General features: G+C 62.4%; 14 protein-coding genes and 1 pseudogene. 1 reads left to right on the top strand and 14 read right to left on the bottom strand.

From position 1 onward, the window contains the following. Positions 1 to 181 precede the first annotated feature (181 nt). From FE851_RS20585 to FE851_RS20560, 6 genes and pseudogenes are all read right to left on the bottom strand, one after another. Positions 182 to 1,330: a M20 aminoacylase family protein gene (locus FE851_RS20585; RefSeq protein WP_017181881.1), complete on the bottom strand. Its 1,149-nt coding sequence runs from the start codon at positions 1,328 to 1,330 to the stop codon at positions 182 to 184. Positions 1,331 to 1,359: 29 nt separating this feature from the next. Beyond that, on the bottom strand, positions 1,360 to 1,854 hold the full coding sequence (locus FE851_RS20580; protein ID WP_145206555.1) for an Lrp/AsnC family transcriptional regulator: 495 nt from the start codon (positions 1,852 to 1,854) through the stop codon (positions 1,360 to 1,362). Positions 1,855 to 1,874: 20 nt separating this feature from the next. Then, positions 1,875 to 3,287, bottom strand: a complete 1,413-nt coding sequence (locus tag FE851_RS20575; RefSeq protein WP_145206554.1) for an aspartate aminotransferase family protein — start codon at positions 3,285 to 3,287, stop codon at positions 1,875 to 1,877. A 113-nt stretch (positions 3,288 to 3,400) separates the two neighbouring features. Continuing rightward, on the bottom strand, positions 3,401 to 4,468 hold the full coding sequence (locus FE851_RS20570) for a tartrate dehydrogenase (RefSeq protein ID WP_019053316.1): 1,068 nt from the start codon (positions 4,466 to 4,468) through the stop codon (positions 3,401 to 3,403). 70 nt (positions 4,469 to 4,538) lie between these two features. Continuing rightward, a pseudogene (locus tag FE851_RS20565) lies at positions 4,539 to 6,002 on the bottom strand (NAD-dependent succinate-semialdehyde dehydrogenase). Further along, positions 5,999 to 6,856: a GNAT family N-acetyltransferase gene (locus FE851_RS20560; protein ID WP_145206553.1), complete on the bottom strand. Its 858-nt coding sequence runs from the start codon at positions 6,854 to 6,856 to the stop codon at positions 5,999 to 6,001. The pseudogene FE851_RS20565 and the gene FE851_RS20560 overlap by 4 nt, the downstream one beginning before the upstream one ends. Positions 6,857 to 7,062: 206 nt before the next feature. Here FE851_RS20560 and FE851_RS20555 point away from each other — a divergent pair, with 206 nt between their 5' ends. Next, positions 7,063 to 8,535 (top strand): aldehyde dehydrogenase family protein, encoded by a 1,473-nt coding sequence (locus FE851_RS20555; protein ID WP_261371119.1) that lies wholly within the window; start codon positions 7,063 to 7,065, stop codon positions 8,533 to 8,535. On the opposite strand, the gene FE851_RS20550 is transcribed toward FE851_RS20555, so the two are convergent. From FE851_RS20550 to FE851_RS20520, 8 genes are all read right to left on the bottom strand, one after another. After that, the gene (locus FE851_RS20550; RefSeq protein WP_261371118.1) at positions 8,536 to 9,768 is read right to left on the bottom strand and encodes a carboxypeptidase-like regulatory domain-containing protein; all 1,233 of its coding nucleotides are present in this window, start codon (positions 9,766 to 9,768) and stop codon (positions 8,536 to 8,538) included. It lies immediately after the preceding gene. Next, positions 9,707 to 10,675: a hypothetical protein gene (locus FE851_RS26950; protein WP_261371117.1), complete on the bottom strand. Its 969-nt coding sequence runs from the start codon at positions 10,673 to 10,675 to the stop codon at positions 9,707 to 9,709. Before FE851_RS26950 ends, FE851_RS20550 begins: the two co-directional genes overlap by 62 nt. Before the next feature lie 2 nt (positions 10,676 to 10,677). Beyond that, positions 10,678 to 12,174, bottom strand: coding sequence for a hypothetical protein (locus FE851_RS20545; RefSeq protein WP_261371116.1), 1,497 nt, complete (start codon positions 12,172 to 12,174; stop codon positions 10,678 to 10,680). Positions 12,175 to 12,198: 24 nt separating this feature from the next. Next, positions 12,199 to 13,017, bottom strand: coding sequence for a DUF916 domain-containing protein (locus FE851_RS20540; RefSeq protein WP_261371115.1), 819 nt, complete (start codon positions 13,015 to 13,017; stop codon positions 12,199 to 12,201). Between the two features lie 96 nt (positions 13,018 to 13,113). Next, the gene (locus FE851_RS20535; RefSeq protein ID WP_145206551.1) at positions 13,114 to 13,581 is read right to left on the bottom strand and encodes a DUF4402 domain-containing protein; all 468 of its coding nucleotides are present in this window, start codon (positions 13,579 to 13,581) and stop codon (positions 13,114 to 13,116) included. Positions 13,582 to 13,646: 65 nt separating this feature from the next. Next, complete coding sequence (locus FE851_RS20530; RefSeq protein WP_145206550.1) at positions 13,647 to 14,153, bottom strand: DUF4402 domain-containing protein; 507 nt, start codon at positions 14,151 to 14,153, stop codon at positions 13,647 to 13,649. Between the two features lie 135 nt (positions 14,154 to 14,288). After that, entirely contained in the window at positions 14,289 to 14,717 is a 429-nt protein-coding gene (locus tag FE851_RS20525) for a DUF4402 domain-containing protein (RefSeq protein ID WP_261371114.1), read from the bottom strand. Between the two features lie 139 nt (positions 14,718 to 14,856). Further along, positions 14,857 to 15,507 carry a response regulator transcription factor gene (locus FE851_RS20520; protein ID WP_145206548.1) on the bottom strand — a complete coding sequence of 217 codons (651 nt, stop codon included), beginning with the start codon at positions 15,505 to 15,507 and terminating at the stop codon, positions 14,857 to 14,859. Positions 15,508 to 15,630: the final 123 nt, after the last annotated feature.

The following is a 15,630-nucleotide window of genomic DNA, read 5'->3' as shown; positions in this document are numbered from 1 at the left end:
TCCGGCGCGTCCTGGCGCGTCGACACGATATGGGCCGGGATTCGTGCCGGCCTGAGGGAATTCAAAGAGGCATTCAGCCCAGCGGACTGGCTACCGATCGCCAGTCATTTCGCGATAGGGCAGATCATCTTCGTCCGCTGCTCCTATCGCTTCGATCGAAGGCTGATATGTTACTACAGCCCTAAATCGCCAAATGCCGTTCGACCAGGGCGACATGCAGCCGGATACCCAGCCCCAGCACATCATCGTTGAAATCATAATGGGGGTTATGGAGTGGCGCGCCACCCTCGGGCTTTGCCTGACCCAGCCAGATATAGGCACCCTTGCAGGCTTTCAGCATGAAGGCGAAATCCTCCGACGTGAAGGCGGGGTCGGGTGCGAGCTGCGCGACGCCAACGGTCGCTGCCGCGTCGAGCGCTTCCTGCGCCGCCTGCGCATCATTGATCGTCGCGGGATAGTAACGCTGATAATCGACGCTCGCGCTCAACCCGTTGGCCAGCGCCACGCCTGCCGCAATCTCGCGGATAGACGCTTCGATCCTGTCCTGCACTTGCTCATCGAACGTCCGCACAGTGCCGCCGATACGGACTTCGGCGGGGATCACATTATGGGTATGCCCCCCATGGATTTGCGTGATCGACAGCACGGCCGACGCGGTCGGCGCGATCCGGCGCGATATGATCGCGTTCAATTGCGTCACCAGCGTCGCTGCGGCCAATATGGCATCGGGCGTATCCTGCGGGATCGCGGCATGGCCGCCGCGTCCTTCAAGCAGGATTTCGAACTTGTCCGCCGCGCCCATGATCGGGCCGGGCCGGGTTGCGATGGTGCCCGCTGGCAGATCGGGCCAGTTATGCAGTCCGAACACGCGCTCGCACGGGAAACGCTCGAACAGTCCTTCCTGCACCATTTCGCGCGCACCGCCTTGCCCTTCTTCGGCTGGCTGGAAGAAGAAATGGACCGTCCCGTCGAAATTGCGGCTGCGCGTCAGCTGCTGGGCCGCGCCCAGCAGCATCGCGACATGCCCGTCATGGCCGCAACCATGGAAGGTTCCAGGCGTCTTGCTGGCCCAGGGCAGGTTGGTCTGCTCCTCGATCGGCAGTGCGTCCATATCCGCCCGCAGCCCGATACTGCGTCCCGACGTGCCGTTGCGCAGCACGCCGACCACGCCCGTACGCCCGATCCCTTCATGCACTTCGAGTCCCAGCGCGCGCAGCTGCTCGGCAATCCGTCCGGCTGTGCGATGCTCGCAAAAGCCCAGTTCCGGGTGCGCGTGAATATCGCGGCGGAACGCAACGAGCGGTTCGATCAGGTCGGTGATGTCATGCATAATCTATCAACAAGCTTCCGCTTCCAATCCTAGCGTTGCTCGCCAAACAGATGCTGGATCGGATAATGATGTTTGATGAAGGGCGATTTGATCACGACATAGCTGAAATATTTTTCTATGCCATAATCGCTTTCCAGCATACCTTCGATGATCGACTGATAATGGCCGACCCCGCGGGTCACGAATTTCAGCAGATAATCATATCTTCCGCTGACCAGATGACATTCGACAATCTCGTCCAGTTTGCGGATGCGGGTTTCAAACCGGGAAAAGTCGCCCGACCGGTGTTCGGTCAGCGTCACCTCGGTAAAGACGGTCAGAAATTCGCCCAGCTTGTGCAAATTGATATGCGCGCCATAGCCGGTGATATAGCCCGCTTTCTCCAGTCGCTTGACGCGGGTCAGGCATGGGCTGGGGGACAGGCCGACGGCATCGGCCAGCTCGACATTGGTGATCCGGCCCGACTGCTGTAGCTGCGTCAGGATTTTCAGGTCGATCCTGTCCAGTCTGGGTCCGCCCAACATGTCCTTGTTCCCCCTTATATTTATCCCAGCGCCGCGCGAATATCTGCCTGTTCGAGCAAGCCGTCGAGCGTTTTCCTGATGCGCGCGAATATCTCGTCCATCTCGGCGTCGGTTGCGCACAGCGCCGGAGCCAGGCCGATGATATTGTCGGCAAAAGCGCGGAAGATGACGCCATTGGCATAGCCATCGTTGAACAGGCGGTCGGCGACCTTGAGCGCCGGGTCAAACCGCGCTTTCGTGCCTTTGTCCGCCACCAGCTCGATAGCACCCAGCAGGCCGCGTCCACGCGTATCGCCCACCAGCGGATGGTCAGCCAGCCCGGCCAGCCCGGCATCGAATCGCGCTGCGACCTTCTGGCCGTTCGCCAATATTCCGCCTTCGGTATAGAGCCGCAACACTTCCATCCCTACCGCCGCGCTTACCGGATGCCCCGAATAGGTCGCGCCATGGCCGATCACGACATCGGCGGCCGCGCCATCGGCAATGCCCTGATAGACTTTGTCGGACATCAGCACCGCGCCCATCGGCACATAGCCGGAAGTCAAACCCTTGGCGACGGTCATAAGGTCTGGTGTCACGCCCTCCGCTTCGCAGGCGAACATCGGCCCGGTGCGGCCAAAGGCGGTGATCACTTCGTCGGCGACCAGCAAAATATCCAGTTCGTCGCACGCCTGCCGCATGGCTTTGAGCCAGCCGACCGGCGGCACGATGACGCCGCCAGAGCCCTGTATCGGCTCGCAGAAGAAGGCAGCGACATTGTCCGCGCCCAGTTCTGCGACCCTGTCCTTCAACTGCTGAACCGACCGGGCGATGATCGCTGCATCGTCCCCTTCCAGATCGCTGCGATAGGGGTAGGGCGAGCTGATATGATGCTGCCAGCGCAGCGGCAGATCGAAATTACGATGGAAGTTGGCGAGCGCCGTCAGGCCTGCGCCGGTGCTGCTCGATCCATGATAGCCCCGCTCCAGCGCGATGCACTGTTTCTTGGCGGGCTTGCCGATGGCATTGTAATAATGGGTGATATAGCGGATCGCGGAGTCCACCGCATCCGATCCGCCCAGCGTGAAATAGACATGCTCAAGCCCCTCCGGCGACAGGGCGACGAGACGCTCGGCCAGCCGCGCGGCGGGCTCGCAACCGAAATGGAAATAGCCGGTCGCGTAGGGCAGGCGTCGCATCTGCTCTGCTGCCGCCTCGACGATGCTGTCCTGGCCATAGCCGACATTCACGCACCACAGCCCGGCAAAGGCATCCAGCACTTCGCGGCCGTCCATATCGGTCAGCCACATGCCCTTGCCGCTTTGCAACATGGTCGCGCCGCGCGCTTCATGGGCGCGGAAGGAAGTGACCGAATGAATCAGATGATCGCGGTCGATGTCCAGCAGGTTACGGTTGGATTGGTGCATCTTGGGGGTGCTCGCCATGGTGGTCATGGGACGCAGCCTATCCTTGTGACGCAGCGGGAAAGTCTCAATCGACCCGTTTACAAGCCTGCCGGGGCCGTATTGGCGAAACGGCGCGGCATATTGTGCCGCGCCGGTCCCGCTCAGGCCAGCGCGTCGGCAATGGCCTTGCCACATTCCTCGGTACCCGCCTTGCCCTTCAGGTCGCCTGTCCGCAGGGCAGGTTCGGCCAATACGGTTTCGACCGCGCGCATGATGGCGGCAGCGGCATCCGCCTCGCCCAGATGCTCCAGCATCATCGCCGCTGACCAGATCTGGCCCACGGGATTGGCGATCCCCTTGCCGGCGATGTCGGGCGCCGAGCCATGGACCGGTTCGAACAGCGACGGGTGGGTGCCATCCGGGTTGATATTGCCCGACGGCGCAACGCCGATCGTTCCGGTGCAGGCCGGGCCAAGGTCGGATAATATGTCGCCAAACAGGTTGGACGCCACCACGACGTCGAAACGATCGGGGTTCAGCACGAATTGCGCCGTCAGAATGTCGATATGATATTTATCATGGGTGACGGTCGGGTAATTTTTGGCCATCTCCTCCACCCGCTCGTCCCACCAGGGCATGGTGATGGCGATGCCGTTCGACTTTGTGGCGGACGTCACATGCTTGCGCTCGCGCGTGGCGGCCAGGTCGAACGCATAGCGCAATACCCGGTCGGTGCCGTGGCGCGTCATCACCGTTTCCTGGATCACGATCTCACGATCGGTACCCGGAAACATCTTGCCGCCGACCGAGCTATATTCGCCCTCGGTATTTTCGCGCACCACCCAGAAATCAATGTCACCCGGCTCGCGGCCGGCCAGCGGACAGGGGACGCCGGGCATCAACCGGACAGGGCGCAGATTGACATATTGATCATATTCCCGCCGGAACTGGAGCAAGGATCCCCATAGCGAAATATGATCTGGCACCGTGTTGGGCCAGCCGACCGCGCCAAAGAAGATCGCGTCAGGCTTGCCGATCTGCTCCTTCCAGTCGTCCGGCATCATCTGGCCATGTTTGGCGTAATAATCGCAGCAGGCGAAATCCTGCCATTTCTGGCCGATCGTGAAGCCATAGAGGCTCGCCGCCCGCTCCAGCACGCGGATGCCTTCGGGCATGACTTCCTTGCCAATGCCGTCGCCGGGGATGACGGAGATGTTGTAGTTGCGCATGATGCATCCTTTACGAGGGACGTGTGCCAGCGACGGCGGGAACTGGGCCAAGCGGGCGGGACGGTTGGCTCTAGATCTTCAGCCCGCCGATATGGAACGCCTTTGTCTCCAGATATTCCTCAATCCCCGCATGGGCGCCCTCTCGGCCCAGACCCGACATCTTGACCCCGCCGAACGGCGCGACTTCCATAGCGATCGAACCGGTATTGAGCGCAACCATGCCCGCCTCCAGCCGCTCGGCAACGCGGAAGGCGCGATGCAGATTTTCGGTATAGAAATAGCTGGCAAGGCCATAGCTGGTGGCGTTGGCCAGTTCGATTCCTTCGTCCTCATGGGTGAAGCGGAACAGCGGCGCGACCGGGCCGAACGTCTCTTCTTCCGCCAGCCGCATGTCGCGTGTCGCGCCTGTCAGGACGACGGGGCGGGCAAAGCGCTCACCTGTCGCGCCTTCGGGCGCTTGCGCAAACAGGGTCGCGCCGTGCGACAGCGCGTCGTCGACATGCGCCTTCACCTTGTCGGCGGCGGCAGTGTTGATCAGCGGCCCGATGGTGCTGCCCTGCATGTCACCCGGCGCGACCTTCAGCGCCGACACGGCCTTGGCCAGCTTCTCGGCAAACTGGTCATAAACGCCGTCCTGCACCAGAATGCGATTGGCGCAGACGCAGGTCTGGCCGGCATTACGGAATTTGCTGACCATCGCGCTGGCAACGGCCAGATCGATGTCGGCATCATCGAATATGATCAACGGCGCATTGCCACCCAGTTCGAAGCTGACCCGCTTGATCGTGTCGGCGCACTGCCGCATCAGCAACGCGCCTACGCGGGTCGATCCGGTGAAAGACAATTTGCGCACTACTGGACTGGCGGTCAGCGCACCGCCGATCGCTGTCGGAAGGCCGGTGACGACATTGAACACGCCTGCCGGGAAACCTGCTTCCTCTGCCAGCTTCGCCATGGCCAGCGCGCTATAGGGCGTTAGTTCCGACGGCTTGACCACCACCGGACAACCGGCCGCCAGCGCAGGCGCGCATTTGCGCGTGATCATGGCAGAGGGGAAATTCCATGGCGTGATCGCCGCCGATACCCCAACCGGCTCCTTCATCACCAATATGCGGCGATTGGCTTCGGGGGCGGGAATGATGCCGCCGTCGATCCGCCGGGCTTCTTCGGCGAACCATTTGATAAAGCTTGCAGCGTAGCGAATTTCGCCCTCGGCTTCCGCGGTCGGCTTGCCTTGTTCGGCGGTCATGATCCGGCCCAGATCTACCAGATTGTCCATCACCAGCGCATGCTAACGCTCCAGCATCGCCGCGCGATCGCTTGCCGTCCGCGCCTTCCATGCCGGGAAGGCGGCCTCTGCCGCATCTATCGCCGCCTGGGTATCAGCCGCGCTGCAATCGGGCACGGTGCCGATGATCGCTCCGGTCGCGGGATTGTCCACCGGCACGGTCGCACCGGACGCTGCGCCGACCCACGCGCCGCCAATATAGGCGCGTTCGACGAAAAGGGCGGGGTTGGAAAGGGAAAGAGTCATCCGAGCGCCTGTGTCGTGAGAGAGAAGACTTTGATCGAGGGGTCTGTCTGCGGCATCGGCCCGCGCACCATGCGCATCACCCGGCCGACGCAGGGCAGGCCCAATTCATCGAGCCAATTGCTCAGCGCGCTTTCTTCCGGCACGTCGAGCCGACAGAAAATCCCGCTGTTCGATCCGAGCCAGTGGGAAATCAGCGCCTTTGCGCCGCCAGTGTCCGGGGCCACCGTCGGTCCGACGACATAGCCGCGGCCAAAACGGCGGAACAGGGCAAAGCCCACCGGTTCATTGTCGCGCGTCAGCACCACGCCTTGCGCGCCCGGTACCAGTGCATCCAGCAGCGTGTCCCGGTTCATGCCGCTCGCCTGCCGCGCCAGATCATGGAGCGTCGGCATGTCCTTCGCCCCCAATGGCCGCACCCGTTCGTCGGGGATGAGTTCGGCGACCGGCACGGCAAAGGCGGCCCCTTGATGCTGGAACACCGGGCCGACCGGTTCAAAGCCAAGCTTGCGATAGAGCGGCGCGCCCTCATCCGTGGCGTTGAGCAGGATCGTACGGTCGCCAAGATCGGCCATCACCGCCTCCATCAACCGGCGACCAAGCCCCATGCCCTGCGCTGCCGGCGATACGATCACCATCCCCAGCGTCGCCGCGTCGGTCCCGTACAGCCAGGCCATGGCCGTGCCGATAACCTCTCCGTCACGTTCCGCCACATAACCAAAGCCAAGGCTGAGCAGCATGTCCCAATCCTCGATCCGGTGCGGCCATTTCTGTTCGCTGGAAAGCGCGTGCGCAGCGGGCAGATCGTCCACGGTCATCGCCCGCAGGTCCACCATCGCCTCTATGTCTGTCGCCATGCATCTTGCTCCCCGGCGGAAATGGGTCGTCCGCCTGCCCAGATAAGGAATCACTTGGATCGGTATTAATCGGCGTGTCCAAGCATTGGCTGCTGCCTTCGGCCCGTTTTTGGAAGATTATCGCGCAGATTTTCCCCCGCAACTGCAACACATGCCGCGCGCGATCCATATTCTCTCGTCCAGCCTGCATGAAGGAAAGCTGCGCTGTGGACATTTTCAACCCCGATCTCATCGTCTTGCCGCAGGGCAGCAATTTTATCGGGGGACGGCGTGTTGTCGGGCGCGGACAGGCGATCCCCGTGCGGCGCCCCTCGGACGGGCGGATCTATGCCGATCTCGACAGTGTCGATGATGCGCAGTTGGCGCAGGCGGTCGAGGACGCGCAGCGCGCCTATAAAAGCAGCGGCTGGGCGCAGACCGATCCGCGCGGCCGGATGCGGGTGCTGCGCCGCTGGGCTGACCTTATTGAAGGCGACATGGAAACGCTCGCACCGCTGGAGGCGCTTGGCTCCACGCGCATGATCCACGAAATCTGCGCCTGGGACGTGAGCTATACCGCTGAAACCGTCCGCTTCTTTGCCGAATGGGCGGACAAGATTGGCGGCGAAGTCGCATCGACCACGCCGGACAAGCTGGGCCTTACCATCCACGAACCCTATGGCGTGGTCGCTGCGATCGCGCCGTGGAACCTGCCGCTGGTCATGGCCGCATGGAAAATCGCGCCCGCCATCGCGGCAGGCAACAGCATCGTGCTGAAGCCGTCGGAAATGACGCCGTTCAGCATCGTGCGGCTGGCGGAACTGGCGATCGAGGCTGGCTTGCCCGCTGGGATTTTGAATATCGTTCAGGGTGACGGACGCAGCGTTGGCGATCCGCTGGTGCGGCGTCCTGAGATCGCCAAGGTCACCTTCACCGGGTCAACCGCGACGGGCGCGGCGATCATGACCGCCTGCGCCCAGACCGGCCCCAAGCCGGTGACGCTGGAACTGGGCGGCAAAAGCCCGCAGATCATCTTCGCCGATGCAGGGCTGGACAAGGCGTCCGCCATCGTCGCGCGCGCGATCACGCTCAATGCCGGGCAGGTCTGCGTCGCAGGATCGCGCCTGCTGGTGCAGGACAAGGTTGCCGATCAGGTCATCGATCGCATCATGACGGCCTTTGCGGCGCACAAGCCGGGACCAACCTGGGCCAGCGACAGCACGCTTGGCCCGATCATCTCCGATGGCCAGCTCGACCGGATCGACGGCATCGTCCAGCGCGCCGTCGCTGATGGCGCACAGGTGCTCACCGGTGGTACACGCGCCACCGCACCGCAGGATGGCAGCTATTTCCTGCCCACTTTGCTGCAAAATGCTGCGCAGCATAGTGAGGCGGTACAGGGTGAGATTTTCGGACCGGTGCTGACCGTCCAGACCTTCGCCGACGAAGGGGAAGCCTATGCGTTGGCCAATGACAGCAATTATGGGCTGGCCGCGGGCGTCCATACCGGCGACCTCAGCCGCGCCCTGCGCGCCACCCGCGCGCTGGAGGCCGGCACTGTCTGGGTCAACCGCTATGGCCGCAGCAACGACTTCATCCTGCCGACGGGCGGCTTCAAGCAATCGGGCATCGGCAAGGATCTGGGCCGCGAAGCCTATGTCGCCAATCTCAAGACCAAGGTGGCGCTCGTCGAATTCTGATCAGCGCGCCGCCATGCGCTGCACAGTGCCGACATCGATGACGCCCAGCCGCGCCATGCTGCGGGCCTGGCCCAGTTCGACGATCTGCTCAACCTGTGGGTGGCGGCCCTGCGCCACCTTCAGCCGATAGCGGCCGTACCGAACCCGCTCGAAACTGAACATGCCGTCAAACTCCGTGCGCGCGCGATAGGCGCTTGTACCATCCATCGTCAGCAATTCGATCGTCTCGCCCGCCAGCGCCCGCCCGTTCATTGCCAGCGTCCCTTCGACCGAGGCGGAAGGCGATACGCCCAGTTCGACCACTTCGTGCAGGCCAGCGCGCGGGGTGACAAGGACGCCCGGATTGCTAGGTATATCGAACGGATCGGACAGTGATGCTTCGTCCAGCGCAATCTTGATCGGGGTAGCGGGGCTTAGCCCGTCCAGCTCGATGTCCCGTGCCTCGTCCCCGCGCAACCGGGCGGGTAACGGCAGATCGTTCACCAGTACCCCGACCGGGTCGGCAAAGGGCGGTTCGCCCGCATCGCGCCGTCCATTGCCGTCCAGATCGTGAAAGGCCCGCACCAGCAATCCGCCGCCCCGTGCCTGCGACGCGGAACGTACCCGGCCAAACCGTCCGTTTGCGCCTGGGCCTACGCTGAACGTCAGTCCCAGGCCGATCGCCACCGCCCGGTGGCTGTCGCCCGACAGGTTCAGCGTCAGCGCCGCCGGGCCGAAATCGCGCGCATAGGCCGCATCGATCGCGACCTTTTTCTCGCCCGCCGCATAATTGGCGGAAATCTGCACCATGTCGGTTGCCCCCAGCGACCGGTTTGCGGTCAGCTGGACGCCCATCAACGTGGGATCGGGCGTCAGTCGCCAATGGACCTCGCCCCGCAACCTCACCTTGCCCGCCCGCCCGCTGACCAGCAACCCGGCCGTCGCACTCTCGCGGGTCATGCCGTCGCTGGACTGGAACCGGCTCCATCCACCCACCAGACTGGCCGCCACGCTGCGCGTCGCAACCGACAGGCGGCCATTCGCCTCTACCCCCTGTCCGCTCTGCTGCCGGGTCGAGCGCAGGTCGAAATGCAGTGGCAGGATCAGACCTGCCGCATGGACCGGCCGGTCGAGCGCTACCCCGACATAGGACCGCAGTGCAGGGTCCATCCGTTCGGATCGCAACCCGCGATTATGGACAGCCTCTACCGCTATGCTGGTCTTGAACAGATCGCCGACGACAGAAGCGCGCATGGCCGATCCGCCACCCCTGCGGCCTGCCCAGGACACTTCCCCCAGCATTCCACCCAACCCGCCGCGCAGGTTTAGCAGGCTGCGGAAAAAGGCGCTTGCCTTGATGTGGCATCTGTCTCTTATACACATCTAGCTGTGTATAAGAGACAGAGTCTGATGAGGTTGTAGGCGGCAGCGGTGAGCGTAAAGGCTGACTCTTATACACATCTAGCTGTGTATAAGAGACAGAGTCTGATGAGGTTGTAGGCGGCAGCGGTGAGCGTAAAGGCTGACTCTTATACACATCTAGCTGTGTATAAGAGACAGAGTCTGATGAGGTTGTAGGCGGCAGCGGTGAGCGTAAAGGCTGACTCTTATACACATCTAGCTGTGTATAAGAGACAGAGTCTGATGAGGTTGTAGGCGGCAGCGGTGAGCGTAAAGGCTGACTCTTATACACATCTAGCTGTGTATAAGAGACAGAGTCTGATGAGGTTGTAGGCGGCAGCGGTGAGCGTAAAGGCTGACTCTTATACACATCTAGCTGTGTATAAGAGACAGAGTCTGATGAGGTTGTAGGCGGCAGCGGTGAGCGTAAAGGCTGACTCTTATACACATCTAGCTGTGTATAAGAGACAGAGTCTGATGAGGTTGTAGGCGGCAGCGGTGAGCGTAAAGGCTGACTCTTATACACATCTAGCTGTGTATAAGAGACAGAGTCTGATGAGGTTGTAGGCGGCAGCGGTGAGCGTAAAGGCTGACTCTTATACACATCTAGCTGTGTATAAGAGACAGAGTCTGATGAGGTTGTAGGCGGCAGCGGTGAGCGTAAAGGCTGACTCTTATACACATCTAGCTGTGTATAAGAGACAGAGTCTGATGAGGTTGTAGGCGGCAGCGGTGAGCGTAAAGGCTGACTCTTATACACATCTAGCTGTGTATAAGAGACAGCACGTCACCACGACCGCGCCAACGTGCCCGGTATCTCCGAATTTCACCCTGAACCGAGCGACAGACCAGGCCCCCTCCTTCGAACGCAGATGGACGGTGACCACTGCGGCGCCTTTTTCCGCAGCCTGTTAGATGGCCATAATCGGCGCTGCCATCTGATGAGGGCGCGCGTATGATTGCGGCGCCGATCGACGTTCCCCGGCCCAGTCCATGGTCGACGGCCATGCTGCCGCGCCATCCCGATGCCGGGGTTTGCCGGCTCGTGCCGAAACGCAGCAGATCATGATTGCCCTGCACGATATTGGTGGACCACCAGGTTTCGCCCGGCCCCGGCGATTGCGCGGCGATATTATAGACTCGCCGTTCACGTCTGACCTGCCCCTGAGGGCCATAGCGGACGACTTCCAGCACATTGACGCCATGGCGCAACGCAATATCGCGAAAGGCATAGCGTCCATTCGCATCCGCCGGGACCACGCGGAGCAATTCGCCGTTGCGATAGAGTTCCGCGTCCCACCCTTGCGGTAGCAGGCCAGTCAGCGCCACCTTGTCAAATTCGCCAATGGCATCGAGCGGCCGGTTGGTCAGCGCCACGCCGCGTCCGCTGGCTGATCCGGCAACAAGGGGGATGGCAAAACTGTCCACATCCCCGATGGCCGTCTGCGTCGCTGCCAGCGGCCCCAGCAATTGCCCGTCGGGATCGGCCCGGTAGAGGCGCAGCCGCAAACTGTCCGGCATGGCGTTCGCATCGGACGCCAGCCGCGCTTCGGCGGACGCATAGGCCAGTTCGCCCGACGCCAGCATTTCATATCGTGTCGTTCGCACCTGCGCGCCCTTCGCGTCGCGCTGCCACCCGGCGGCCAATGATGCATCGAGCGCGGGCATGCGCCATAGCCGATAGGGGAAGCGGTGCCTCTCCAGCCCCGCTGTCTGTGGTTGCGTTTTCGTCGCCAGCCGCTCGGCCGCCGCTGTCCGGCGCAACGCGGCTTCGATGGGCAGCGGCGCGGGGGACGTGATGGTCAGGATCGCGTTGGTCGTGTCGGCATCAAATGTAACGCCCAGCCATCGGCCCAGCGCCTGGGTATCAACGCACCATCCCGACCGGCTGTCATGAATGTCATTTGCGCCCAGCCGCATATATTCCGTCCCGAACCGCGCCTCGCCGGTATCGCGGTCGATGGCGATATGCCGCGCCTCATCAAAAGCCCAACCTTGCGCCCGGCGCTTGTCCTCGCTCGGCACCACGGCAATCTTCAGTGCGTCGATCACATCGCCCATATCCAGGCAGATGGCATCCTCGACCGTGAAGCCGCGAATGCCGTTGCCGACGGACAATGACCCGACCCGCGCATCGAACAACAGCGCGTCGTCGGCGGACAGCAGGGCGGCCGCCGCCATCGCCGGACCCGCGCGCAACAGCAGCAGGACCAGCAGGCATGACAGCAAAACACGCCACAGCCGGGGCTGCGCGTTCATGGGATATGGACCTGTGGTCTGGTGTCAGGGTCGTGCCACGGCTGTTTCGCTCACTGCGCCGCCCGCCGCGGGGTCCGTCTCCACGAACCGCACCTTGAGCGGCCCGCTCACCCGCGCCAGCGCGGTCCGGTCCACCGGCAGCATGATGTGCCGCTGCGCCACTTCCGGATAGGCGGCGATCCCCTTGATCGTGGCGATCGGCGTTTTGCCGTCGGCCTGCATCAATTCCAGCGTCCCATAGACGGATCGGTCGCCCGCACGCATCAGGTCGACGTCCAGTTGCGCCTGTCCGTCCTGTACGCTCAGACGGGCGTTGTTCAGGCTGGCGCTGCCTGTTGGCTCGCCCACGCGCACGATGACGGGAATGGTGACGCCATAAATCGGCGTCAGGCTGATCGACATACCGTCAGCGGCAGGTTGCGGCGCGGCGGCATCGGCGACGTCAGGCACCGCGCGGAACAGCAGGTGCGCGCGATATTCGCCACCCGGCATGGTCGGCGGCACCCGCACGCCGATCCGAACCGTCTGCGACTGTTGCGGCGCCAGCGTGATCTTGCGCGGTGCATAAGTGATCAGGTCCAGCGCTGCGGCATCGCGCTGCGACGCGGTGGCCTCATCGACCGATTCGATCGTGCCCTGTTCGGTCATCTTCCGCAGCACCAGCGATATGCGATATGTCGTCGCCTTGTCGCCAGTATTGTTGACCACGACCTCGCCGCCGCTATTGGCGCCCATGATCAGGCGGGTCGGCGCGACCAGCAGGTCGCCGGCGGCAGCCTGCGCCATGGTCGGCGCAAGGGCATGGCTGGCGACAATCGCCGCCATCATCATCGTGCGTTTCATATCATTACCCCATGTCAGCGGCTTCGTGTCCAGCGGGCCGCAATGGGCAAAGATGACGAAAATAGGTTAGCAACTCGCTAACCATGCGGAGTGGGGTCAGAAATATTCGACCATCACTTCATAACTGCCGGTGTACGCGCCTTCGGGCTGCGCCGCCGACAGGGTCAGCTTTCCGCCAACGCTGAACTTGTTTTTGCGCTTGCCAGGATCCAGCACCATCGTCGATTGCGACGCTTTGGGAAGGGCCGTCATGCTTTCGCCACGGCTGTTGGTCAGTTGCGCAGGGGCCAGCATGATGCCGACCATATAATCTTTGGGACCGGTGACATAGAATAGCCCGGCCCGCTCACCGCCCAGGCATTGCAGCCCTGCTGAGCAGCGCACAGTGCCAGATGGCGTCAGCTCTATCGTGCCGCCGGCAGCGCTGGCGGCGATCGTCCCGAAACTGATGTCTGTGGCTGCCTCGACAATCGGCGCCTGCTTGCGCGTGTCGGCATGGGCGATATGGCCGGGCAGGGGGGACAGGCTCAGGGCAATCGCCGCCATGGCGGATATTGCACGCATCGCCCCGTCCTCCCTTCGGCATCGGCGTGGGTGCGGCGCTTATGCGCCGCCCCTGCCGACCGTGATTACTGATAGGAAACCGAAACCGCATATTGGCCCGAATAGGTGCCGGCGGCCTGATTGGCGCCGACATTGAGCGTGCCGGCAACCTTGAAGCTGCCATCGCCCGTGCCGGACAGGGTCATTGCCGACGTCGTCGTGGCAAGCAACACCGCCATGCTGTTCGATCCGCCATCGGTCAGCGTGATCGACGGATTGTCGATCGCCACGGTCACGGTCTCATTCGCGGCGCCGACGACGGCAAAGGCGCCCGCGGTGGTCGTGCCGAAGCAGGACAGGCCGCTGCCGCACACGCGGCTATTGTCTTCGGCGATGGCGACGGTCGCAGCAGCGGCCGACGGCACGATCTTGCCAAAGTCCAGGTCCGACGATTTGGTGACGGTGATGGCGCGCAGGATCTTAACCGTCGCATCGCCCGTGGCGGATGCAGCGTGGGCCGGTTCGATCGAGAGCGCAACGCCCGCAAACAGCATGGCAGTCAGGCCCAGGGCCTGAACGGATTTATTGGTCATGTGATATACCCCTTGGTCAGCGTCGGCATTCCAGCTCCGACAGAGGCATGGATAGGAAATGTCCGTCTATCTAAGGCTAATGGGCATGGTAAAGCCGCGATTAACCATCGAAATGACCAGAGAATTTATCCTAAATTACTGATATTCAAAGCTAATATTATATTGCCCGGCATAGCTGCCCGGTGGCGTCCCAGCCGTCACCACCATCTGTCCGCCCACCGCATAGGATGCCCCAGCGGGACTCGCCGTCGCCACAGGCCCGGATGGCAACAGGGTTACCATCAGACTCGCGGCATCCGGTCCCATCATCGCGACTGCCGGATCGATCGATACGAACAATGGCGAGTCTGAGCCGGTCAACCGGAACAGGGCGGGCTTCCCTTTGCCCAGGCACAGCATTGCGCCGCTGCAATCGGTCCCGCCATCAGGCCGCACCGTCACGATACCGTCCCGCGCCGCAGGAAGAATACGCCCGAAATCGAGCGATTCTTCCTGGGTCGCCGATAGCGATCGCAAGATCGTCACCGCCGCGCCGCCGGAGGCGGCATTCGCTGTTTGACCCATGGCAAGGCTGGAACAAGCCATGGCTCCGGCGAACAGGATGACCCGCATCAAGGGGTATGAAATGATGCTGCCATCCCGCATTACGCCGTTATGCTCGCGAATTGGTATAAATACGTAAGCACAAATGCTTACCGCAACGTTAAGCCTGTTGCAGCACGGGCGGCAGGCCGTTGTCCGGGTTCAGCGTGGCAAAGCCCGATGCATAGGCCAACCGCATGACTTCGGTGAAATTGTCCGCGCCCAGCTTCAGCATGATCTTGGCGCGATGGGCCTCCGCCGTCCTTACGCTTATCGCCATCTGCTCGGCCGCATCCTTGTTGGTCATACCGCTGACCAGCAGGCGCAGCAGTTCGCTTTCCCGCTCGGTCAGGCTGGCAATGCGCTGCTGCGCCTCGGTATTGGCGCTTTGGTCATCAAGCACCGTTTTCAATTGGCCCAGGCCAGCCTTGACCGCTGCATAAAGCGTTTGCGGCTGGCACGGCTTTTCCAGATAATCGATCGCGCCCATCTTCATCGCCTGCACCGCCTGACGGATTTCGCCCCGGCCCGACATCATGATGGTGGGAAATTGGCTGCGCTTCGCTCCCAGCTTCGCGACTGTCTCAAACCCGTCCAGGCCGGGCATATAGACGTCCATCAGCAAAAGCCCGCCAGCAACCGGCATGGCGTCGAGGAAATCCTGGCCCGACGCAAACATCTCGACATCGACCCCCGGCACGATTTCGAGCAGGTCGCGCAACGCGACGCATGTTAGTTCGTCGTCATCGACGACATAAACCTTATGTATCACGTCGACCCCAGCTTGTTAAACATTTGTTATACATGCGCGCTAACCGAACTATATCCCGCCATCAAGCGCCGTGATGGGTAAATGCGGCGGCAGGTGTTCCGCAGAGGGACTAAATGGGTCTAG

This window comes from Sphingobium sp. B2 (assembly GCF_007693735.1).
In the GTDB taxonomy this organism is placed as follows: domain Bacteria; phylum Pseudomonadota; class Alphaproteobacteria; order Sphingomonadales; family Sphingomonadaceae; genus Sphingobium; species Sphingobium xenophagum.
The sequence above is the reverse complement of the archived record's forward strand: the minus strand, read 5'-3'. Positions and strand labels throughout refer to the sequence as shown.